General features: G+C 69.8%; 20 protein-coding genes. 1 reads left to right on the top strand and 19 read right to left on the bottom strand.

The window, feature by feature from the left end:
* Window positions 1-56 precede the first annotated feature (56 nt).
* The 17 genes from ITJ59_RS12655 to ITJ59_RS12735 all read right to left on the bottom strand — a co-directional run bounded on the left by ITJ59_RS12655 (window position 57) and on the right by ITJ59_RS12735 (window position 19921).
* Window positions 57-5918, bottom strand: a complete 5862-nt coding sequence (locus tag ITJ59_RS12655; RefSeq protein WP_194651520.1) for an Ig-like domain-containing protein — start codon at window positions 5916-5918, stop codon at window positions 57-59.
* Window positions 5915-7327, bottom strand: coding sequence for a serine/threonine-protein kinase (locus ITJ59_RS12660; protein WP_194651522.1), 1413 nt, complete (start codon window positions 7325-7327; stop codon window positions 5915-5917). The genes ITJ59_RS12655 and ITJ59_RS12660 overlap by 4 nt, the downstream gene beginning before the upstream one ends.
* A 139-nt stretch (window positions 7328-7466) precedes the next feature.
* A complete protein-coding gene (locus tag ITJ59_RS12665; RefSeq protein WP_194651524.1) occupies window positions 7467-8288 on the bottom strand; it encodes a PP2C family protein-serine/threonine phosphatase in 822 nt (273 codons plus the stop codon).
* A gap of 3 nt (window positions 8289-8291) precedes the next feature.
* Entirely contained in the window at window positions 8292-9014 is a 723-nt protein-coding gene (locus ITJ59_RS12670) for an FHA domain-containing protein (protein WP_194651526.1), read from the bottom strand.
* A gap of 52 nt (window positions 9015-9066) precedes the next feature.
* A complete protein-coding gene (locus tag ITJ59_RS12675) occupies window positions 9067-9630 on the bottom strand; it encodes a hypothetical protein (RefSeq protein WP_194651528.1) in 564 nt (187 codons plus the stop codon).
* Window positions 9631-9734: 104 nt separating this feature from the next.
* Complete coding sequence (locus ITJ59_RS12680; RefSeq protein WP_323749506.1) at window positions 9735-10505, bottom strand: YaaA family protein; 771 nt, start codon at window positions 10503-10505, stop codon at window positions 9735-9737.
* A complete protein-coding gene (locus ITJ59_RS12685; protein WP_027465776.1) occupies window positions 10502-10765 on the bottom strand; it encodes a F0F1 ATP synthase subunit epsilon in 264 nt (87 codons plus the stop codon). Before ITJ59_RS12685 ends, ITJ59_RS12680 begins: the two co-directional genes overlap by 4 nt.
* 1 nt (window position 10766) lies before the next feature.
* On the bottom strand, window positions 10767-12221 hold the full coding sequence (gene atpD / locus ITJ59_RS12690) for a F0F1 ATP synthase subunit beta (protein WP_065959250.1): 1455 nt from the start codon (window positions 12219-12221) through the stop codon (window positions 10767-10769).
* A 47-nt stretch (window positions 12222-12268) separates the two neighbouring features.
* Entirely contained in the window at window positions 12269-13171 is a 903-nt protein-coding gene (locus tag ITJ59_RS12695) for a F0F1 ATP synthase subunit gamma (protein ID WP_123339744.1), read from the bottom strand.
* Window positions 13172-14800: a F0F1 ATP synthase subunit alpha gene (atpA, locus tag ITJ59_RS12700; RefSeq protein WP_194651529.1), complete on the bottom strand. Its 1629-nt coding sequence runs from the start codon at window positions 14798-14800 to the stop codon at window positions 13172-13174. It abuts the gene before it with no gap.
* A 108-nt stretch (window positions 14801-14908) separates the two neighbouring features.
* On the bottom strand, window positions 14909-15703 hold the full coding sequence (locus ITJ59_RS12705) for a F0F1 ATP synthase subunit delta (RefSeq protein ID WP_194651531.1): 795 nt from the start codon (window positions 15701-15703) through the stop codon (window positions 14909-14911).
* A 2-nt stretch (window positions 15704-15705) separates the two neighbouring features.
* The gene (locus ITJ59_RS12710; RefSeq protein ID WP_194651532.1) at window positions 15706-16260 is read right to left on the bottom strand and encodes a F0F1 ATP synthase subunit B; all 555 of its coding nucleotides are present in this window, start codon (window positions 16258-16260) and stop codon (window positions 15706-15708) included.
* Window positions 16261-16269: 9 nt separating this feature from the next.
* Window positions 16270-16506: an ATP synthase F0 subunit C gene (gene atpE / locus ITJ59_RS12715; RefSeq protein ID WP_027465781.1), complete on the bottom strand. Its 237-nt coding sequence runs from the start codon at window positions 16504-16506 to the stop codon at window positions 16270-16272.
* Between the two features lie 61 nt (window positions 16507-16567).
* The gene (gene atpB, locus ITJ59_RS12720; protein ID WP_323749491.1) at window positions 16568-17428 is read right to left on the bottom strand and encodes a F0F1 ATP synthase subunit A; all 861 of its coding nucleotides are present in this window, start codon (window positions 17426-17428) and stop codon (window positions 16568-16570) included.
* A gap of 107 nt (window positions 17429-17535) precedes the next feature.
* The gene (locus ITJ59_RS12725; RefSeq protein WP_194651534.1) at window positions 17536-18027 is read right to left on the bottom strand and encodes a hypothetical protein; all 492 of its coding nucleotides are present in this window, start codon (window positions 18025-18027) and stop codon (window positions 17536-17538) included.
* Entirely contained in the window at window positions 18024-19250 is a 1227-nt protein-coding gene (locus ITJ59_RS12730; protein ID WP_194651536.1) for an MraY family glycosyltransferase, read from the bottom strand. Before ITJ59_RS12730 ends, ITJ59_RS12725 begins: the two co-directional genes overlap by 4 nt.
* Window positions 19247-19921, bottom strand: a complete 675-nt coding sequence (locus ITJ59_RS12735) for an L-threonylcarbamoyladenylate synthase (RefSeq protein ID WP_194651538.1) — start codon at window positions 19919-19921, stop codon at window positions 19247-19249. Before ITJ59_RS12735 ends, ITJ59_RS12730 begins: the two co-directional genes overlap by 4 nt.
* Window positions 19922-19958: 37 nt before the next feature.
* On the opposite strand from ITJ59_RS12735, the gene ITJ59_RS19640 reads away from it, so the two are divergent.
* Window positions 19959-20609: an HAD family hydrolase gene (locus tag ITJ59_RS19640; protein WP_194651539.1), complete on the top strand. Its 651-nt coding sequence runs from the start codon at window positions 19959-19961 to the stop codon at window positions 20607-20609.
* A 223-nt stretch (window positions 20610-20832) separates the two neighbouring features.
* Here ITJ59_RS19640 and prmC read toward each other — a convergent pair whose 3' ends face one another.
* Window positions 20833-21705 (bottom strand): peptide chain release factor N(5)-glutamine methyltransferase, encoded by an 873-nt coding sequence (gene prmC, locus ITJ59_RS12745; protein ID WP_194651540.1) that lies wholly within the window; start codon window positions 21703-21705, stop codon window positions 20833-20835.
* A gap of 28 nt (window positions 21706-21733) precedes the next feature.
* The gene (gene prfA / locus ITJ59_RS12750) at window positions 21734-22816 is read right to left on the bottom strand and encodes a peptide chain release factor 1 (protein WP_111083862.1); all 1083 of its coding nucleotides are present in this window, start codon (window positions 22814-22816) and stop codon (window positions 21734-21736) included.
* Window position 22817 lies beyond the last annotated feature (1 nt).

Genomic DNA, 22817 nt, shown 5'->3' on the forward strand with positions numbered 1-22817 from the left:
GTGGTCTCGGGGATGGCGGTGGGTGCAGCGTACGGTCAGCGGGCGGCGGAACCGGGTCAGCCGGGGGCGGGTTCCGGACCGGGCTGTTCGGGCGCGGGGGCTGCCGCGATCGTGGCGCTCGGCGGGTTCGGGTCCTTGTGGCCGTCGACGATCGCAGCGACGTACACGAGGCCGGAACTGATCGAGCTGTCGATCACCGGGAGGTCCTGGGGCGCGTAGTCAGCCGCGTCCGCGCAGTCGAGCAGACCCAGGACCGAGCGTGTGCAGATCGTCACGCTGTAGGCGGTCGGCTGGACACCGGCGTTCTGCGGAGCCGCACTCACCGTCACCTGGGTACCGGCGGTCATCGAATCCGGCAGCGTCGCTCGTGTCTGGACCGGTCGGAGCCCGTCCACAGTGGTCCCGTTGCCGCAGAAGTTCGACGTACCGTCCGCGCACGCCACGACGGTCACGCTCACGGCGGAACCGAATGCGACTCCGTCGACCCACGACCCGTTCGAGCCGAACGAGACGAACCCGCCGCCGTTCACCGAGTAGGCGTAGTGGTCGACGGTTCCGTTGGCGCTGGGCTGCGCTCGCGGGTTCCGGATGCGGATGGCGTAGGTGCCCGCGTCGTCGCTGAACTTCTCGACTGCCATGTCCGCCGAAGCGGTCCCCGGCGCCGCGTAGCCCTGCACCGAAGCGGCACGACTCGGCGTGCAGAACAATCCGTTGTCGGCCAGTGCGACGTACTGGAAGTTGCCGTTCGAGCTCAGCGTGTCCGACGCTGTGCCGCCGTCCCACTTCTTGTCCGAACCGGTCGTCGAGCATCCGGCGGGGATGGTGGCTCCCGGCGAGTACCGCACGATCGTCAGGGTCCGACCGCTGCCCGCCCAGTCGCTCTCGGCGGCGCTCAGGGCGACGGTCGTCCTGCCCGGCGACTGATCGCGTGACGCGTTCAGGGTCGGCGCCGCGGGAGTCCCGACCGCCGTCCCCGTGGCAGACGCCGAGTTCCACTGCACGACGGTGCCGTTGCGGTCGGCGTCGTTGCGGGCGGACACGGTCACCGTGTACTGCGCCGCGCTCTGGGCGCCGGTGAACGCGGTGCTCGTCGCGGTGCCGGTGTGCCGGGTGCCGGACAGCCCCGGGCCCTCGATGGTCACGATGTAGTCGTCGACCTCACTGCCCCGGTTCGGAGCGGCGACGGCGTTCCACTTGACGTCGAGCTGGTTCGGCGTGGACTTGCTGGGCGTCACGGTGATGCCCTTGGGCGGCGCCGGCACGAAGTCCGCGCTGATCGGGGCGGATCGACCCGACGGCTCGGAGTCGCCGATGGCGTTCGTGGCGATGACCTGGAACCGGTACGACGCCTTCGGGTCGAGCCCGGTCAGCGTGCAGACGGTTGCGGTGCCGCAGTTCTTCGCGACACCGTTGGTGCCCGTGACGCGGTACCCGGTGATCGGTGCGTTGTTGCCCTGCGGGGTGGACCAGGTCAGCGTGGCCTGGCCGCCGTCGTAGGACCCGGTGCGGGTCGGCGTGCCCGGTGCATCGGGGACGTCCTGCACGGAGATCGTGACGTCGCCCCAGACGTAGCGGTCGGGATCGTTCGTCGCGTCGGCGACCTGGTACTGCAGGTGGGCGTCCACCGGCTTCGCATTGCCGGACACCCGGACCTGCAGGCGCGTGCGGTCGGCGCTCGGGGTCACGGAGACGCCGCTCGGCAACCCGCCGGACAGCCCGCGGATGTTCACGACGCGCAGCCGCTGCCCGGGGAACGGGTTCGTCGGCTGGTCGTTGGTCAGGACGTCGATGGTCGTGGTCGCACCGCGCTTGGTGATCGACCGGTCGGCGCCCGGCTGCACGAGCGGTCGGGTCGAGGCGACGACCCCGACGGTCACGGTGCCGGCGCGTCCGGCGTTCGCGTCGTCGCGCACCCCGATGCCGATCGAGGCGGAGGTGTTCTTCTTCGCGGTGTCGGCGACCGTGATCGTGAGCTGCTGCTTCGCTATCGTCGCGGTGGTGCCGGCGGCGGGACGGCCGACGATCGAGTAGCGCAGCTCCGGCAGGTCCCTGGGGTACGGGTAGTCGGTGAGCTTGGTCAGGTCGATCGTCCGGGTCTCTCCCGGCTGCATCTCGACCGCAGAGCCCGTGAACGCCGGCGGCTGGTTCGACCGCGGCGTCACCGTGACGGGCAGCACCAGCGTCGCGACCCGGCCCTTGCCGCCGTTCGCCGCGGAGCCGTCCGTGACCTCGAAGGAGATGGACGCGTTGCCGTAGTAGAGCTTCGACGACGTGAACTGCAGGGTCGACGAGTCCACCACCAGGCTCTGCCCGTTCGCGTGGGTCGCCTTGACGGTGCCGCGGTCGGTGATCTTCGCCGTCTTGCCGTTCGCGGTGACGACGTAGTCCTCGAGCGGGATCCGGACGGTGGCCTCGCTCTTCACCGTGACGGCTCCGGCGGTGCGGTTGATCTGCGGCAGGGCGTCGTCGAAGCCGGGGACGTTGATGAAGCCGTACGACACGATGTCGGGGTGGTCGACCCGGGCGACCGAGAACGGGATCACCTGCGAGGCATCGGTCAGCCGGACGGTGATGCGGCCGTCGTCGGTGAGCCGGGCGGTGTCGCCGTAGCCGTCGACGATCCCGACCTGCAGGTCGGCCGCGGTGCCCTCGGCGAAGAAGACGTTGTCGAGCACGTCGACGGTCACGCTCTCGCGCCGCAGGATGTCCTGCAGGTCGAGGGTGGTGTCGTCCACCTCGGGGCGGAGCGGCTGCGCGTCGGGGTCGACCGTCACCGTGAGGAAGGCGGTGCTCGACCCGCCGCTGGCGTTCGCCACGGTGTAGAGCACGGCGTAGTCGCCCGACTTGGCGCTCTTCGGCGGGGTCACCCGGATCTGCTGCTTCCGCAGGATCTTCGCACTGACGTCGTCGGCGGTGGGTTCGGCCGCCGACACCGTGAGCTGGCCGCCCTCGGGGTCGGAGTCGTTCTGCAGCACCCGGACGGTCACCGAGCCGCCGGGCCGGATGGTCACGTGGTCGGCCTCGGCCACGGGGTTCGAGGCCTGCTCCGCCCGCGGCGCGATGCCGACGCGGACCGTCCCGGTGGCGCGGGCGCCCAGGGCGTCCACGACCGTGTACGTGAACTCGTCGGTGCCGGCCGAGTAGTCGCCCGCCTCGTAGGTCAGGGCGTCGGAGGCCACGTCGGTGACGGAGCCCTTGTCGGGGTTCGACCCGACGCCGACCAGCTGCACTGAGTCGCCGTCCGGGTCGATGCCGTTCAGTGGCACCGAGATCCGCACCGACGACCCGGCGACGACGCGGGCGGTCACGGTCTGCGGGACGGGCGGGTTGTTCGTCGCGGCGTCGCGTTCGCGGACCGAGATCGACACGGCCGCGTCGGCGTACTGTCCGTCCGGTCCGGCGACGCGGTAGACGGCGGTGTAGTTGCCGGGGGTCTTCGGCGCGAGGTACCGCAGGTGGTCACCGGACGCGAACAGCAGGCCGCCGTCGCCGGGCACGTTCTGCACGAGTTCCGGCTGGAGGGTCAGCGGCTCGCCCTCGGGCTGGGTGTCGTTGTCGAGCACGTCGATGTTCGCGACGTCCCCGACCCGAACGGTCGCGGTGTCGGGCTGGGCCACCGGGGGCTGGATGCGGTCCGGCTTGGGGATCTCGACGACGGTGATCGTGCCGGTGGACGACGCCAGGCCGTTCGTCTCGGTGTACCCGAACGAGACGGGGCCGTCGAGGGGGGCGGTGAGGGTGACGCGCACTGTGTGCTGGTCGAGGATGCTCGCCTGGACGCCGCTGCCCCGCTCCGGACCGTCGAGCGCCGTCACGAGCAGCACGCCGCCCGCCGGGTCGATGTCGGTCGCGGTGACGTCGGTGTCCTTGGTCGACAGCGTGTTGACGAAGACCGTCTTCGGGGTGGTGATCGGAGCCGTCGAGGCGTCCGGCGGCGCCAGGATCGTGACCCGGACGATGCCGCTCGACGTCTTCACGCCGTCGGTCACGGTGTACTCGAGTTGGTGGTCCCCGGCGCTCGCACCCTGCACGCGGAAGGTGCCGGCGTCGTAGCTCGGGGTGACGGTCAGCCCGCTCGCGGACGACACGCTCGTCAGGGTCACGGTGCCGTTTCCACCGCGGACGTGGTCGAGCGGATCCGCGGTGAAGGCCTTGCCTGCGTAGCCCTGCACGGGGAAGGGATCGGCACGGAGCGGCACGCTCCCCTGCTTCGCCACGCGCACGGTGACGGCGCCGCGGCCGTCGGCACGCCCGTCGCTGACGACGAGCTGCACGGAACGTTCGCCGGTCCGGCCGCTGTCCGCGCGGAAGTCGAGCAGGCCGTCCGGGGTCGTCGACACCCGGTCGCCGTCCGACGCCGCCGCGGATTTCAGGTACACCGGATCGCCGTCGGGATCGACCCAGTCGCCGAGCACACTCGTGACGACGTGCCCGTTCTGCACGACGTCCGCCGAGGTGTCGCGCACCTGTCGCGGTGCCTCGTTCTGCGAGTCCGGACGGACGGTCACCCGGACCGTGGCGGTGTCGGACCCGCCGTTGCCGTCGGTGATCGTGTACGGGAACGTCACGGTTCCGGTCGCGCGCGACGACAGCGTGACCTGCAGCCGCTGGCCGTCACCGACGATCGCGACGCGGCCGGCGGACTCCGAGATGGAGCCGACCTCGCTCACGATGATCGGGTCGCCGTTGGGGTCGTAGTCGTTGAGCAGGACCGGGAGGCTCGTGGTGCGTCCCGGACGAGCGCCCAGTTCGTCGTCCACCGCCACCGGCGGCTTCTGGTCCTTGTCGACCTCCGGGTCGTCGTCGGAGACCTGCTCCTGCTGCTGGTCGTCGTCCTGCTTGATGAGGTCGGCCCAGTTGTCGATGAGCTGGCCGCTGCGGTCGATCGCCCACGAACGCCCGCTCGACGGATCGTTGGCGACGACGGTCTGCCCGTTGTGCAGGATCTGCATCGAGCTGGTGCCGCCGGTGCTCGCGAGGCGTTGGAGGGCGCTGCCGTCGCAGGTGTTGATCGCCTGACCGCCGGCCCAGGCCGCGTAGGTGCACCTGCCGTCGACGTACGGCCGTGCGGCACGTCCGGAGACCTGGAGCGCGGTGGCGTCGACGGTTCCCGAGGCGGTCACCCGAGCGAGCCCGGCGGTGCCGGCGACGGTGACCTCGGAAGCGGTGTCGGACGACCGCTGGAGTGCTGGCGACGCCCCCACCCGGTCGCCGAGTTCGACGGTCCGGCCGTCGACGGACAGGGCCCCGCTGGTGCGGTCGAGCACGGCCATGTGCCCGTCGAACGTCGCGACCTGGAAGTCGTCGGTGCGGCCCATGCCGACCTTCCACCGCTGGTCGACGGACAGGGTCGAACCGACGGTGACGAGCGACGCCGTCCCGGTCTTCGCCGAGTACACCGCGACGTGGCCGTCCGACGCGTCGAACACGGTGTCGGCTCCGAGCGTCAGGTCGGCCTTGGTCGAGGCGTCGAACTCGGCGAGGTCGGCAGCCGGGGTCGCCCAGAGCTCGCCCGTGTCCTGGTTGCCGATCACCGCGGTGTCACCGGCGAAGAAGACCTGGGGTGTGCCGGCGGGCAGGGTCACGGCGTCGCCGACGGTGGCGTCGGCGACGTCGATCTTCGCCACGGTGCCCTTCGTCTCGTCGACGCTGTAGACCATCGACCCGCGCTGCAGCACGGACAGGTCGTCGCTCGCGGTCTCGACGGCCGTGTTGAGCTGCAGCACCCCGGTGTTGGCGCGCCCGACCGCTCCGTACTCGGCCGAGGGCACCCAGACGGTGCCGTCGCCGAGGTCGACGCGCTGTGTGTGGTAGCCCGTGGACACGATCGCCGTCGTCGCGACGACGGCCGCGACCAGCACCGAGACACCGGTGGTGACCGCAGCCGATCGGTGCTTCGCGAGGAGGGCGCGGATCACCCGGCACTCCCGGCGGTCGCGCACTTCTGCGCGCTCGCGGCACCGGTCTTGCCGTCGCGGTTCACGGCGACGGAGATGCACTCCTCGTCGCCGCGCTGACCCGAGACGACGAAGGTCGTGCCGGTCTGCTGGCTCGATGCGCCGTTCGACGAGATGACGTAGGTGTCGCCGCTCCGGAGGCCCGGGTCCGCCCACGAGAACGACACCGACCCTGCGGACGTCTGCGAACGGACGTCGGCCACCACGGGGATCGCGCCGGCACCGAGCCGCCCGACGACGACCACGGTCGCGATGGCCAGGGCGGCGACCACGACGACCGCCAGCGACGTCGCCCACACCAGGGTCGACCGGGTCCGCCGACGCGCACGGGTCACCGATCCGGTGCGGTGCACGGTGCCCACGCTGTGCGAGCCGCCGACGACGACGCCACCCTGCACCGCACGCCGGGTGCGACGACGGGCGCCGACCCGCGACGGCGGCTGGAGTTCGCGGATCATGGTCCGGTCGCCGTCCGGGGTCGGCGTCGCGATGGCCCACGACTCGACGGCGACGTCGGCGGCGGTCTGTGGGATGCCCAGCTCGGCCTCGACCTGTTGGAACCCGCGCACGAGTTCGAGGACGGTCGTCGGGCGCGACGGCACCTTGCGGGACAGTGCGGTGGCGAGCAGGCGTTCCAGCGACGGCGGCACGTCGGTCCGGCCGGTGGGCTTGACACCGCCCTTGTCGATCCGGTGCATCAGGTCGCTCGCGCCGTTCTTGCCGCCTCGGATCTCGAACGGGCTGCGTCCTGCGAGCAACGAGTAGACGGTGGCGGCGAGGGAGTACACCTCGGACTGGATCGTGCCGCGGGACTCGTCGATGAGCACCTCGGGCGCGGACCACGGGATCGACATGCCGATGGGTTCGTCCGGGTCGGTGCCGCCGATCGTCGCCGCGATGCCGAAGTCGGACAGCACCGGGTTGCCGTAGGCGGTGAGCAGGATGTTGGACGGCTTGATGTCGCGGTGGAGCACGCCTTCGCGGTGCGCGGTCTCGAGCGCTGACCCGATGCGGATGCCGATCGAGAGGACCTCGGACACCGGGATCGGCTCACGGCGGTAGCGCTCGCTCAGCGAGGAGGAGCACAGTTCCATCACCAGGTACGGACGACCATCAGCCGCGACGCTCGCCTGGAACACGGTCAGGATCGACGGGTGCGTGCTGAGCCGCGCCATGAGGTTAGCTTCGGCCTGGAACATCTGCCGGACGCGGTCGTCGACGACCTCGTCGAGCAGCACCTTGACCGCGACCTGGCGACGCGGCATGTCCTGCTCGTAGAGGAAGACGTCGGCGAATCCGCCGGAGCCGAGGACGTGCACCGGGCTGAACCCGCCGATCACGGGTGGGTTGGACGGCAGGCGTCTCGCCATCGTCCTCTCCTCCCCGGCCGAGCGGCCAACTCTCTCGTCGTGGCCTTGACATTGTACGAAGCGTTGGTGACCGACCGTCCGGACACCGACCCCCGGTGGACGGGTGCACTCCCCCAGTTCGGGGGGGGTACTGCGGGCGTCAGTGCCGGGGCAGTGTGTCCTCGAGGTCGCCGTCGTCGGGAGCGGCATCGACCTGGAGCACGACGACGGTGACGTTGTCGCGCCCACCGGCGACCACCGCGTCGCCGACCAGACGCTCGGCGAGGCCCTGCGCGCCGGGCTCGCGTGCCGCGATCCGCGCGATGCCGGCGTCGCCGAGTTCCTTGGTGAGGCCGTCCGAGCAGACGATGTAGCGGTCGCCGGCGCGGAGCGGCAGGGTCCACCAGTCGGGAGCCGGCGGCTCGCCGAACCCGACCGCGCGGGTGATGACGTTGCTGTCCGGGTGCTGTTCGGCGTCCTCGGCGCGGAGCAGACCGGCGTCCACCATCTCCTGCACCACGGAGTGGTCCACCGTGACGCGGCGGAGCACGCCGTCCTCGATCCGGTAGGTCCGCGAGTCCCCGACGTTGAAGACGAGCGCCGCCGGCTGGCCGAGCGACGCCACGAGCGCGATGCCGGTGACGGTCGTTCCGGCACCGATGGCGTTGCCGCCCGCCGCACGTTCGATGTCGGCCGTGGCGAGCAGCAGGGCGCGCTGGATCCCCTGCCGGGTCGTGAAGGGTTCCTGGGTCACCTGCTCGAGGCGCCGGACGACGGCGTCGCTCGCGCGGTCGCCCGCCAGGTGCCCGCCCATGCCGTCCGCGACGACGAAGAACGGGGCGCCGACGATGTAGCTGTCCTCGTTGTGGTCACGGCGCCGACCGATGTCGGTCGCGGCTCCCCACGAGAGCGTCAGGGTGGCGCCGTCGGCACCGGGGACGTCGATGGCGTGCGCAGTCGCTGCTCGGCCGAGTTCGGTCACGTTTCAGGATCGCTCTCTGGGGGGTCGGGGCGTGCCGTGTGCTGTCTGGTCGGTGGGCCACGGGGGAACCGGTGGGAGACCGTCCGCCGTCGGTGCGACCCGGAGGTACGGCGACAGGACCTCGATGGCGTTGCCGTCACCGACCTCGACTACCGTACCCGTCAGGGCGACGATCGACGCACCCGATGCCATGCGGTACACGGGAGCGCCGGCCGGCCGGATGACGGTGCCGTTGGTGGACCGCAGGTCCTGCACGACCACCGCCTCACCCTCGGCTTGGACGCGGACGTGCGACGACGAGACCTGACCGTTCGTCGAGCGCACCGTCACGAGTTCCGGCAACGGGCCGCTCGTGATGCGCGGCAGCGACGGACGACGTCCGATGATCACCGGGTGGTCCAGCCGGAAGGTACGGTCACCGATCCGGATCGACGGCACGCGCGCCGTCGGCGCGGCAGGGGCGGCCGGGAGGCCCGTGGCGACTCGCCCGGGCACGCTCGGCAGGACGGTGGTCCGGTCACGAGCACGGACGACCGTGTCCTCCGGGTCCATGGCCCCGCCGGACCCGACGCCGTCCGTTCCGGGCGACTCTGGTCGAGGACGGAGCACGGTGTCGCCCAGCGGGTCGCCGGCGGGCTCGCCGTCCGCTGGACCGCGGGGTCCACGGATGACGGTGTCCTCGATGTCGTCGTCGCGCAACCGGAGCCCTTCAGGTGTCGTCTCCACCACCGTAGACGATCCGGTCGACCCGCCACGGCCCCACGGCGCACCGTGTCGCTCACCCGGAGCACCGTTCCCAGGTCGGAGCGCTGCCCGCCAGCACCGACCGCAGGACGAGGCCGGCGAGGGGATCGTCGGCGCGGGTCTCCAGGGCGTAGCGGGAACGGGTCTCGGCGCGGGCCGACGAGCCGAGGGCCCAGGCGCACCAGGCACCGAGGGCGAGCGCACCGGCCGCACCCATCGCCCCGTCGACCATGCCGTCCTCCGCACGCCAGACCCGCCAGGCGTCGGCGCACCGGTCGCCCGCCGTGCGCACACGAGCGCGATCGGGTTCCGGTCCGACCCCGAGCAGCGCCGGCGGCGTCGGGTCGGCGAACGGGTCGAACCCCTGGACGGACCGTGGATCGGGCAGGTCGCGCGCTGCCAGGAACGTGACGAGGGCCAGGCGCGTGGTGAGTGCGCCGCAGGCCGTGACGATCGCGATCGCCCCGGTCTTGGGGCACGGACCCGTGCCGGGCGCGACGAGCGCGGCCGCAGCTGCTGGCAGTGTGACCGCCGCCGCGATCTCGCGAGGGAAACGGACTGCGGTGCCGTCCGGAGAATGTGCCGTCGAGGGGATCATGCACGCCATCGAAGCGTGATCCGGGCCTCCAGGCAGGCGCGGACCGACCACCTGTGGACAGCAGCGCCCCGACCCGACCTGTGGAGGACGGACCGGGGCGATGCTCAGGCGGTGACGGGCGCCAGGCTCTCGGCGACGAGGTCCCAGCCGGAGTCGCTGCGTTCGACGACGACGCCGTGCGCGGCAGCCCAGTCGACCAGGTCGTCCATGGTCTCGACGACCGCCCCGGTGCGCGCGAGCAGCGCGACCAGGCGACCCTTCGCCGTCTTGTTCCAGTGGTTGAGTGCACGCCGCCTGCCGGAGCCGTCGACGCTCACGACGCGCGGGGCGACCGCCTCCGGAACCGGACCGAGCTGCCGGTACCCCTCGGAACGGAGGTCGAGCACGAGCCCGTCCGCCCGCTCGGCCAGTACGCGGGACGACACGGTCGGCCAGTGCGACGCCAGCCGGAGCGTGCCGAGTCGTGAATCGTGCGACAGGCGGTACGCCGGGATCGGGTCGCCAGCACCGATCGGTCCGAACATGGCCGACTGCACGACCACGTGGTCGTGCCACCACGAGCGGGTCGCGGCGTCCGCGGTCTGCGCGCCGAGGGGGTCGTAGAGCACGCCCGTGTAGCGCTCGATCGCAGGCATCGTGCCCGACGTGTCCAGCTCGAGGTTGCGGAACCGTTCGGCGATGGACTTCGGGCCGAGCTTGAGAGCCGTCCTGGCCGAGGACTCCTCGGAACTGACAAAGCGGGCCACGGTGATCACCGCGGCCCGCTCTTCGGCCAGTTCCGGGAACGAGAGTGCACGCAGATCGAGCGTGCGACTCGTGTCCCCGCCCTCCCGCTTCGTCTCCGAAGGCGGGAGCAGGACGGTCAGTCCGGTCAGGACGCCAGCGCGGCCTGCCGCGCGACGATCGTCACCGTGTCGTGCTCGACCGACAGGAAGCCGTCCTCGGCGTCGACCGCGACGGTCGACCCATCGGCCCGCGTGATGCGGACCTGACCCTGCGCGAGGATCGCGAGCATCGGCTCGTGACCCGCGAGGATGCCGATCTGGCCCTCTGTCGTCCGTGCAACGACCATGGTGGTGTCGCCCGACCAGACCTCACGGTCGGCCGAGACGACGCTCACGCTGAGACCCGCCATGTCAGCGGTTCTCCTTCTGGATCTGTGCCCACTTCTCTTCCACGTCGTTGATGCCACCGACGTTGAAGAACGCCTGCGTCGCAACGTGGTCGAACTCGCCGTCGGCGATGGCGCGGAAGGACTCGATGGTGTCCTTGAGCGGCACCGTGGAACCCTCGACGCCCGTGAACTTCTTCGCCATGTACGTGTTCTGCGAGAGGAACTGCTGGATACGACGAGCGCGCTCGACCGTGATCTTGTCCTCTTCGGAGAGCTCGTCGACACCGAGGATGGCGATGATCTCCTGCAGTTCCTTGTTCTTCTGGAGGATCTGCTTGACGCGCGTGGCCGTCTCGTAGTGGTCGGCGCCCAGGTACCGCGGGTCCATGATCCGCGACGTCGAGGTCAGCGGGTCGATCGCGGGGTACAGACCCTGCGACGCGATCTCACGCGAGAGCTCGGTGGTCGCGTCGAGGTGCGCGAACGTGGTGGCCGGAGCCGGGTCGGTGTAGTCGTCAGCCGGCACGTAGATCGCCTGCAGCGAGGTGATCGAGTGACCACGCGTCGAGGTGATGCGCTCCTGGAGCACACCCATCTCGTCGGCGAGGTTGGGCTGGTAGCCCACGGCGGACGGCATGCGGCCGAGCAGCGTCGAGACCTCGGAACCGGCCTGCGTGAAGCGGAAGATGTTGTCGATGAAGAGGAGCACGTCCTGCTTCTGGACATCGCGGAAGTACTCCGCCATCGTCAGCGCCGACAGGGCCACGCGGAGACGCGTTCCCGGCGGCTCGTCCATCTGGCCGAACACGAGGGCCGTCTTGTCGAAGACCCCCGCCTCTTCCATCTCACCGATGAGGTCGTTGCCCTCACGGGTGCGCTCACCGACACCGGCGAACACCGACACACCGCCGTGGTCCTGCGCAACGCGCTGGATCATCTCCTGGATGAGGACCGTCTTGCCGACGCCCGCACCACCGAAGAGGCCGATCTTGCCACCCTGCACGTACGGGGTGAGGAGGTCGATGGACTTGATGCCGGTCTCGAACATCGAGGTCTTCGACTCGAGCTGGTCGAAGGCCGGGGCCTTGCGGTGGATCGGCCAGCGCTCGGTGATCTCGAGCTTCTCGTCCGTGTTGAGCACGTTCCCGAGGACGTCGAAGACCTTGCCCTTGGTGACGTCGCCGACGGGGACCGAGATCGGAGCGCCCGAGTCACGGACCTCCTGGCCACGGACCAGGCCGTCGGTCGGCTTCAGGGAGATGGCACGGACCAGGTCGTCGCCCAGGTGCTGGGCGACCTCGAGGCCGATCTCCTGCGACGAGTCACCGATGGTGATGGTCGTGAACAGGAGGTTGTACATCTCCGGGATTGCGTCGTGGGGGAACTCGATGTCGACGACGGGACCCGTGACACGGGCGATCCGGCCGACACCGGGCGCCGACGACGTCTCGACCGCGGTGGTTGCGGTGTCGGTCATGGCTGGTGCCTTCCTGAGGGTGGGTATCTGTCCGCGAACGACGCGGACTACTTCTTCTTCGACGAGAGGGCGTCGGCGCCGCCGACGATCTCGGAGATCTGCTGCGTGATCTCCGCCTGACGCGCGTTGTTCGCGAGCCGGGTGAAGTCACGGATCAGCGAGTCCGCGTTGTCGCTGGCCGCCTTCATCGCCTTCTGACGGGCGGCGTGCTCGGAAGCAGCCGACTGCAGCATGGCGTTGAAGATGCGGCTCTCGATGTAGACCGGGAGCAGCGAGTCGAGCACTGCATCAGCGTCCGGCTCGAACTCGTAGAGCGGCAGGGGCTCGTTGCCCTCGGGCTCTTCGACCCCTTCGACGACCTCGAGTGGCAGCAGGCGAACGACCTGCGGCTCCTGCGTCGCCATGCTGAGGAATCGGTTGAACACGATGTGGATCTCGTCCACGCCGCCCTCTGCGGTGTCCTGGAGGAACTTCGCCACGACGGCGTCGCCGATCTCCTTGGCCGTCGAGAACTCGGGCTGGTCGGTGTTGCCGACCCACTGCTGCTCCGACGCGCGCTCACGGAACGCGAAGTACCCGACGGACTTGCGACCGACCAGGTAGTAGACGACGTCCTTGCCCTCGCTGCGGAGCAGGGAGGCGAGCTCCTCGCCCTGCTTGAGGACGTTCGTGCTGAACGCACCGTTCAGGCCGCGGTCCGAGGTGAAGAGCACCACGGCCGCACGGGTCGAGGACTCCGGCTCGGTGGTCAGCACGTGGTCGACGTTCGAGAACGTCGCCACGGCCGAAACCGCACGCGTCACGGCTCGCGAGTACGGGCCGGACGCAGCCATGCGGGCCTGCGCCTTCTGGATCCGCGACGCCGAGATCAGTTCCATCGCGCGAGTGACCTTTTTCGTGGTCTTCGCGGACTTGATTCGCTGTCGGTAGACCCGGACCTGCGCTGCCATCTAGCGACGACCCTTGACGATCTGCTCCTGGTCGACGTCCTCGGCGTCTGCCGCGTCGAACTGCTCGGAGCCGAGGGTCTTGCCGTCGCTCGTCTGGAAGCTCTTCGTGAACTCGTCGATCTGCTTCTCCATCTCGGCGACGGTCTCGTCGCTGAGCTGGTTGGTCTCACGCAGCGTGGTGAGGACCTCGGAGTTGCGACGCAGGTGGTCGAGCAGCTCGGACTCGAAACGCAGCACGTCCGGCACCGGGACGGTGTCGAGCTTGCCGTTCGTACCGGCCCAGATCGAGACGACCTGCTCCTCGACCGGGTACGGCGAGTACTGCGGCTGCTTGAGGAGCTCGGTCAGGCGGGCACCACGGTCCAGCTGACGGCGCGACGCCTGGTCGAGGTCGGACGCGAACATCGCGAACGCCTCGAGGGAGCGGTACTGCGCCAGCTCGAGCTTCAGCGTGCCGGAGACCTTCTTGATCGACTTCACCTGCGCGTCACCACCGACGCGGGACACCGAGATGCCCACGTCGACGGCCGGACGCTGGTTCGCGTTGAAGAGGTCCGACTGCAGGAAGATCTGGCCGTCGGTGATGGAGATGACGTTGGTCGGGATGTACGCCGAGACGTCGTTCGCCTTGGTCTCGATGATCGGGAGACCCGTCATCGAGCCGGCGCCGAGCTCGTCGGACAACTTCGCGCAACGCTCCAGCAGACGGGAGTGCAGGTAGAAGACGTCACCCGGGTACGCCTCGCGCCCCGGCGGACGACGCAGGAGGAGCGACACGGCACGGTAGGCCTCGGCCTGCTTCGACAGGTCGTCGAAGATGATGAGGACGTGCTTGCCGGAGTACATCCAGTGCTGGCCGATGGCCGAGCCGGTGTACGGGGCGAGGTACTTGAAGCCGGCCGGGTCGGACGCGGGAGCGGCGACGATGGTGGTGTACTCCATCGCACCGGCGTCCTCGAGCGCACCCTTGACGGAGGCGATCGTGGAGCCCTTCTGGCCGATGGCGACGTAGATGCAGCGGACCTGCTTCTCCTCGTCGCCCGACTCCCAGTTGGCCTTCTGGTTGATGATCGTGTCGATCGCGATGGCCGTCTTGCCGGTCTGGCGGTCGCCGATGATCAGCTGACGCTGACCACGGCCGACGGGGATCATCGCGTCGATCGCCTTGATGCCGGTCTGCAGCGGCTGGTGGACCGACTTGCGGGCCATGACGCCGGGAGCCTGGAGCTCGAGGGCACGACGCCCTTCGGCTGCGATCTCGCCGAGACCGTCGATCGGGGCGCCGAGCGGGTCGACGACGCGACCGAGGAAGGCGTCGCCGACGGGGGCGGAGAGGACCTCACCCGTGCGGGTGACCTCCATGCCCTCTTCGATGCCGGCGAACTCGCCGAGCACGATGGCGCCGATCGAGTCTTCATCGAGGTTCTGCGCGAGGCCGAGCGTGCCGTCCGCGAAGCGGATGAGCTCGTTCGCCATGACGCCGGGGAGACCCTCGACGTGGGCGATGCCGTCACCGGCGTCGGTGACGTGCCCGACCTCGGCCGTGGAGGCCTTCGTCGGCTCGTAGTTCGAGACGAAGTCCTTCAGGGCATCACGGATCTCATCGGGGCTGATGGTGATGTCTGCCATGGGATTTTCCTTGTGGTTTTCCGGGGCCCTTCGGCTCCGAGAGGGTGACGCTGCCGGACACGGCAGTTCCCGTTGTGGACTTGGGGAGGAGCGGCTTCGACCGTACGCCTAGCCGGCGAGCTGGAGCCGGAGCTCCGAGAGTCGCGTGGACACGGTGCCGTCGATGACGTCGCCGCCGATCTGCACCCGGACCCCGCCGACGACCGTGGGGTCGACGACCTGGTTGATGCTGATGTCCTTGCCGTACCGCTCGGACAGACCGCGCGTGACGCGAGCCGACTGGGCGATGGTCAGGGGCGTCGCCGTGACGACGGTCGCGACGAGCTTGCCGGCCTGCTCCGCCACGATGCGCGAAGCATCGCGGACGATCTCACCGATGCGGCGGCCGCGAGGCTGCTGCACCATGGCCGACACGATCGTGATCGTCTGCTCGGATGCCTTGGCACCGAGGAGCCGCTCGACGAGTGCGCCCTTCTGCTGAGCGCTGCCGAGCTTCGTGCCGAGCGCCAACTCGAGGCCGGCGTCCGAACGGACAGCGGTCTCGAAGGCGAACAGCTCCGACTCGATCGACGAGTCCGGACCCGCGGTTGCGGCGACGGCGCGGATGCCCGCGTCCTCGATGCCGGCGAGCAGGTCCTGCTGCGAGGACCAGCGCGAGCCGGCCACCGCCGTCAGGACCGCACGCGTCGCGTCCGACTGGCTGGCGAAGACGCGGTCGATGAGGACCTTCTTGCCGACCGCATCGGCCGTGGGGTCGGACAGCAGCCCGAGCAGCTGCGGCGCACCGGCGATCGCACGCCCGGAGGCGAGGATCTCGGCACCCGCGGCCAGGTCGGCGCTCGAACCGAGGTCCGAGAGCACCGCCCTGGTGGACGCGAGTGCTTCTCTGGTAGCGCTGCGCATGCTCAGTGCTCCCCCGTCTTCGTGGCCTGCGAGGCCTCGAGGTCGGCGAGGAAGCGGTCGACCACTGCGGTCGACTTGGCGTCGTCCTTGAGCGACTCGCCGATCACGCCGGCGGCGAGGTCGAGGGCGAGGGTGCCCACCTCAGACCGGAGGGACTGGACGGCGCTCTGACGCTCGGCCTCGATCTGCGCCTGGGCGTTGGCCGTGATGCGTGCCGCGTCGGCCGCTGCCTGCTCGCGGACCTCGTTGCCGATCGCCGTGGCGTCGGCGCGGGCCTGCTCACGGATGCGGGACGCCTCGGAGCGGGCGTCGGCGAGCTGCTTGTTGTACTCGTCGAGCGCAGCAGCGGCCTGCTCCTGAGCAGCCTCTGCCTTCTTGATGCCACCCTCGATGGCCTCAGTGCGCTCATCGAGCATCTTCGTGATGCGCGGCGTGACGACGAGCCACATCACCAGGAAGATGATGACGAAGGCCACCGCGGACCACACGATGTCGTACACCGGCGGAATGAGGGGGTTGTGCGTCTCCTCCGCCGCGATGATGAGTGCGTTGTGCATCGAGGAACCTTAGTTGGTGAAGATGAAGTACGTGGCGATGCCGATGAAGGCCAGGGCCTCGGTGAAGGCGATACCGATGTACATGAGGGTCGTCAGGCGGCCCTGGAGCTCGGGCTGGCGAGCGACGGACTCGATCGTCTTGCCGACGACGATGCCGACACCGATGGCCGGGCCGATCGCAGCGAGGCCGTAGCCAACCGTCGCGATGTTGCCGTTGATCTCCGCGAGAACGGTCGTTGCGTCCACGTGTTTTCCTTTCGAGGTGCGGGTCCGGCGGATGCCGGTCCCGTAGGGGGTCAGTGAGGAATCAGTGCTCGTCGGCCAGCGCCAGCTGGATGTAGACGGCGGTGAGGAGCATGAAGACGTAGGCCTGGAGCAGCGCGACGAGGATCTCGAAGAAGCTGAACGCGATGCCGAACGCAAGGGTCCCGACGCCGAAGGCCTTGAAGCCGAGCGAAGCGTCGAAGAAGAAGAACTGCGTGGCCGAGAAGAACAGGACGAGCAGCAGGTGCCCGACGACCATGTTCATCAGGAGTCGCAGCGTGAGCGTCACCGGACGGAGCACGAAGGTCGAGACGAGCTCGATCGGCGTCACGATGATGTACAGCGGCCACGGCACCCCGGGCGGGAAGAGCGAGTTCCGGAGGAACGTGCCCGGGTGCTTGCGGAGACCGGCGTAGATGAACGCGACGTAGGCGACGATCGCGAGGATCATCGGCATCGCGATGCGACTGGTGCCAGCGAGGTTCATGCCCGGGATCAGACCCGTCAGGTTCATGAACAGCACGCCGAAGAAGATCGTCGCCAGGAGCGGCAGGAAACGCTTGCCGTCCTTCTCTCCGAGGTTGTCGAAGGTGTTGCGACGGACGACGTCGAACGCGTACTCGATGAACGCCTGACCGCGGTTCGGGACGAGCTTCAGCGCACGGGTCCCCACGAAGGCGAACACCAGGAGCACGGCGACGGCGAAGAAGCGGATGAGGACGACCCGATCGATCTCGAACGGCGTCCCGGCGAAGAAGATCGCATCCGGGAAGAACTCGTTGATCGACGGACCATGGAACTCGGCGGCCTTGCTGCTCCCCGCCGCAACGGTGTCAACCGCAGCAGAGAGGGACAGGGGAAGAGCGTGGGATAGCAGCGCTGTCTCCTGTGTCGGCGCGCGCACATCATGGCACGCGATGGTGGACGTTGTGGAGGCTTGCCCGCTCCGAGCGAAAGGCTCCGGTGGCGGACTCCGAGAAGCCTATCAGGTGCGAGAGGCTTCCCGGCTTCTCAGTTGTGGGGGGTCGGGTTCCCAGCGTCCGCGGAGCCGTCGATCCCGTCGCCGGGCAGCTGCACGCCGATCGGGATGCGCGCCTTCGCCACCGCGACGACGTCGATGACCAGGGACCCGACGACCCCCGCGATGATCACGATCGCGAGCACCGGGAAGTCCACCCAGGTGCGGTCCTTCAGCGCCACGAGCAGCACGATGAACACGATGAACTTGAGCAGCCACGTGCCCATCACGATGCCGAAGAACGCACCCGAGATCATCTGGCCCTTCGACACGCGCAGCGCCACGAGGACGCTGACCGCGGTGAGCCCGAGGAACACCACGCTGAGCACGGCGCCGAGCAGCCCGCCGACGAGGCCGGGAGTGTCGGCGACGAGCAGCCCCACGACTCCCCCGACGATCGCCAGGGCGACGGCGAGCACGGCACCCCAGGTGATGATGCGGCGGAACACCGGCCGGACGTGGTCGAGCGCGTTCGGTGCGGTCACGTGATGTCTCCTGGGATCGTGCGGTCGTTGGCGGCCCGGTCGAGCGGGTCGAGGCTGGCGTCCACCACGGCGGCGGAACGGTTGGCGGTCTGGGCGGCGATCTCGGTGCGTTTCCGCCCGAGCGGCGCGAACGTGGCGACGGCGCACACGGTGAAGCCGACGGCGACGAACGCCACGACCCAGTACCAGTCCACGAAGAGGAACAACAGGCACCCGAAGGCGACCGTGGCGGTCCACGCGTAGAAGATCAGCACGGCGTGGAAGTGCGAGTGCCCCATGTCGAGCAGCCGGTGGTGCAGGTGCTTGCGGTCGGCCGAGAACGGTGACTTGCCGGCGCTGAGCCGCCGGGTGACCGCGAGCCCGAAGTCCAGGATCGGCACGATCAGGATCGCGAAGGGCAGCAGGATCGGGATGAACGCCGGCAGCAGCGCCTGGCGTGTCTGCACCGCTGCGGGGTCGATGTTGCCCGTGACCGACACGGCGCTGGTGGCCATCAGGAAGCCGACGAGCAAGGCCCCCGCGTCGCCCATGAACAGCTTCGCGGGGTGCCAGTTCAGGATGAGGAACCCGAAGCAGGATCCGACGAGCACCGCCGTCAGCAGTGACGGCAGGTTGAAGAAGAACTCGGTCTGCACGACCACGCGGTTGATGAAGAAGGTGTACAGGAAGAACACCCCACCGGCGATGATCGCGACCCCGGCGACCAGGCCGTCGAGTCCGTCGATGAAGTTCACCGCGTTCATCACGAGCACCACCGCCAGCACCGTGAAGATCAGGCTCATGTACGACGAGCCGACCCCCAGCGTGTTGCCGATCGGCAGCGACACGATCGCGACGCCCTGCCAGGCGAGGATGCCCGCGGCGATGATCTGCCCCGCGAGCTTCGTCATCCAGTCGAGGTCCCAGATGTCGTCAGCAACGCCGAGCACCACGATGATCGTCGCGCCCCCGAGCACCGCAAGCACGCGACCCGGTTCGGAGAACACCAGCCGGAAGTAGTCGGTCCCCGCGATCGACGGGAACAGGAACCAGGCCGCCAGCAGCGAGACGATCACGCCGATGTACATCGCGATCCCACCGAGGCGCGGTGTCGGCGTGCGGTGCACATCGCGTTCGCGGACCTGCGGGTACCACTTGTACTTCAGCCCGAGCTTCCACACGAGCACGCTGACCAGGAAGCTCACGACCGCCGCGATCGCCCCCGCCAGCAGGTAGTACTTCATCCGACGAGGTCGGCTCCGACGACCCGGGTGATCTCGTCGTCGGAGATCACCCCGTGCCGGACGATGCGGAGCTTCCCGCCGTCCGACAGCCCCGTCGCGTCGACGATCGTCGACCCGGTCGAGGCTTCGAAGCCCTCGTGCTGGCCGATCGCGCCACCGTCGAGGTACACGGCGACGCTGTCCCCGAGCATCCGCTCGGCGGCGTCGACGTCCATCGCGGCCGGGTCACCGGTCGAGTTCGCGGACGACACCGCGAGCGGACCGACTTCTTGCAGGAGCTCGAGCGCGATCCGCGAGTCCGGCATCCGCAGGGCGACCGTGCCTCGCGTCTCGCCGAGGTCCCAGTCGAGCGACGGCTGCGCGCGCAGGATCACGGTCAGGCCGCCGGGCCAGAACTCGGCGACGAGGTCGCGCACCTGCTGCGGCACGTCGCTCGCGAGCGCGTCGAGCGTCGGCGGGCCGGGGATGAGCACCGGCGGCGGCGACTGCCGCGTCCGGCCCTTCGCGTCGAGCAGCCGCTGGACGGCGGCCGCGTTGAAGGCGTCCGCGGCGAGGCCGTAGACGGTGTCGGTGGGGACGACGACGAGGTCTCCGCGCCCGAGGGCGGCACGTGCGAGCCGCATCCCGGTCAGGAGCCCGTCGGAGTCGGTGCAGTCGTATCGGGATGCCATGACTCAACGATGATAGTGCGACACAATGGAGGACATCGTGAACGAGACCTCTTCGCCCCGCCTCCTGTTCCTCTTCGACATGGACGACGTCCTCGTCCGCTACGACTGGCAGGTGCGGATGGCCGCACTCTCCGAGTTCACCGGACACGAGTTCGAGGAGCTCCGTCGCCGTTGGTGGGACTGCGGCCACGAGATGCGTGCCGAGGCCGGTGACTTCGCCGACGGCGACGAGTACCTCGCCGCGTTCGAGCGGGCGATGGAGTGCGATGTCCCCGAGGCCGAGTGGGCCCGGATCCGCGGCTCCGCGATGACCGAACTGCCCGAGCGCATCGAGGCCGTCCGGATCGCCAGCGAGCACGGGCGTGTCGGCCTGCTCACCAACAACGGACCGCTGGCGGGTCGCTGGATCCACCAGTGGGCGCCGTCCCTGCCGGCGCTGTTCGGCGAGCACCTCGACACGTCGAGCAACTTCGGCGCCCGCAAGCCCGAGCCCGAGGTCTTCGTCCGCGCGCTCGAGCACCACGGCGTGCCCGCTGAGCGCACGTTCTTCGCCGACGACATGCCGGAGAACATCGCGGGAGCGCGGAGCGTCGGCATCCACGCCGTCCTGGTCGAGCGCGACACCGACCTGCGCGAGCACGTCCGCGCCTTCGTCGCGCAGCAGCGCGAGGCCTCCCCCGTCGCCTGACGAGCGCTGGCACGCCGGCGTCGAGCGTTCGGGGCCCTCGCAAGACGCCGGCGTCATGCGTTCATCTGCATCGCAAGACGCCGGCGTCTTCACGAGACACCGGCCAGTTGCCGACACGCCGCCACTTACCGCGGCGTCTCGCGCACTCGGCGGCGTCGCACCGACACGACGGCGTCTCACCACCGCGCGCACCTGCCGACCGGGAGGCCCGGGGTGCGTCCGCCTACCGGGTCGCGGTGGTCGTGCGGTCGCGTCCCGTCAGGTCGACGTGCGTCTCCGGGGTCCGGAACCCCCGGCGTGCGAGCACGTCGCGGACGCCGGCACCCTGCGGTTCGGCGTGCTCGATGACGAGGACCCCTCCGGGGACGAGCAAGCGCCACGCCGTCTCGGCCAGGGCGCGCACGGCGTCGAGGCCGTCCGGTCCGCCGTACAGCGCCATCGCGGGGTCGTGGTCGCGGACCTCGGGGTCGATCGGGATCGCATCGTCCGGAACGTACGGCGGGTTCGACACCACGACGGACACCCTGCCGTCGAGTTCGGGCAGCGCGTCGGCCAGGTCGCCCTCGACGAGTTGGACCGTGCCGCCGTGGGCGTCGATGTTCCGACGGGTCCAGGGCAGCGCCTCGGGCGAGGCCTCGACCGCGTAGACCACGGCGTTCGGCACCTCGGTGTCCATGGCGATGGCGATGGCGCCGCTGCCGGAACCGAGGTCCACCGCGATCGGCTCCGGGACGGCCACGGCCCGGAGCGCATCGATGCCGAACTGCACGACGCCCTCGGTCTCGGGCCGCGGGACGAACACCCCGGGTCCGACCGCCAGGGTCAGCGCACGGAAGTACGCCTGCCCGGTGATGTGCTGCAGCGGCTCACGGGTGCTCCGTCGGGCGATCGCGTGCCGGAAGCGCTCGACGTGCTCCGGTGCGATCGCTCCCCCGGTCATCGCCCGGGCCTGGACGGCACCGCGCGAGGTGTCGGTCGCCCACGCGAGCAGCAGCTCGGCGTCGACCTGGGGCGTCGGGACGCCGGATGCGACGAGCGCCGCGGCCGCCTGCTCGAGCAGGCGGTCCGCGGCGAACGTGAGGGGCGTGTCGGACACGAGCCGGGCCTCCAGGCGGGGTGTGCGGTTACGCGTCCTGGTCGCCGATGGCGGCCAGACGTGCCTCTTCGTCCGCCTGGATGGCGGACTGGACGACGGGCTCGAGCGCACCGTTCATGACGCGGTCGAGGTCGTACGCCTTGTAGCCGGTGCGGTGGTCCGCGATCCGGTTCTCCGGGAAGTTGTACGTCCGGATGCGTTCCGAACGGTCCATCCCGCGGATCTGCGACTTGCGCGCGTCCGAGGCGATCGCGTCGAGCTCCTCCTGCTGCCGCGCGAGGATGCGTGCACGGAGCACGCGCATGCCGGCCTCACGGTTCTGCAGCTGCGACTTCTCGTTCTGCATCGCCACCGTGATGCCCGTGGGCAGGTGGGTGATGCGGACCGCGGAGTCCGTCGTGTTGACGGACTGCCCGCCGGGGCCGGAGGACCGGTACACGTCGATCTTCAGGTCGTTCTGGTTGATCGCGACCTCTTCCGGCTCGTCGACCTCGGGGAACACCAGCACGCCGGTCGTCGAGGTGTGGATGCGCCCCTGCGACTCGGTCTGCGGCACCCGCTGCACGCGGTGCACGCCGCCCTCGTACTTCAGGTGCGCCCAGACGCCCTGCGACGGGTCGGTCGTGTTCGACTTGATCGCGACCTGGACGTCCTTGTAGCCACCCAGGTCGGACTCGGTGCGCTCGAGGAGCTCGACCTTCCAGCCCTTGGTCTCGGCGTAGTGCGAGTACATGCGCAGCAGGTCGGCCGCGAAGAGCGCCGATTCCTCGCCGCCCTCACCGCCCTTGATCTCCATGATCACGTCGCGCCCGTCGTCGGGGTCACGCGGGATGAGCAGCCGGCGGAGACGCTCCTGGCGCTCCGCCAACTGCTCCTCGAGCCCGGGGACCTCGTCCGCGAACGCCGAGTCCTCACGTGCGAGTTCCTGGGCGGCGGCGAGGTCGTCCCCCGCCGCCTGCCAGGACTCGTACGCGGACTTGATCTGGTTGAGCTCGGCGTACCGCCGGTTCACCTTCTTCGCCCGGGCCGCATCGGCGTGGAGCGCGGGGTCCGACAGCTGCTGCGTCAGGTCCTCGTGTTCCGCCAGCAGCCCCGCCACCGACTCGAACACG

The sequence above is a fragment of the Curtobacterium sp. VKM Ac-1393 genome (genome assembly GCF_015350995.1).
Lineage (GTDB): Bacteria > Actinomycetota > Actinomycetes > Actinomycetales > Microbacteriaceae > Curtobacterium.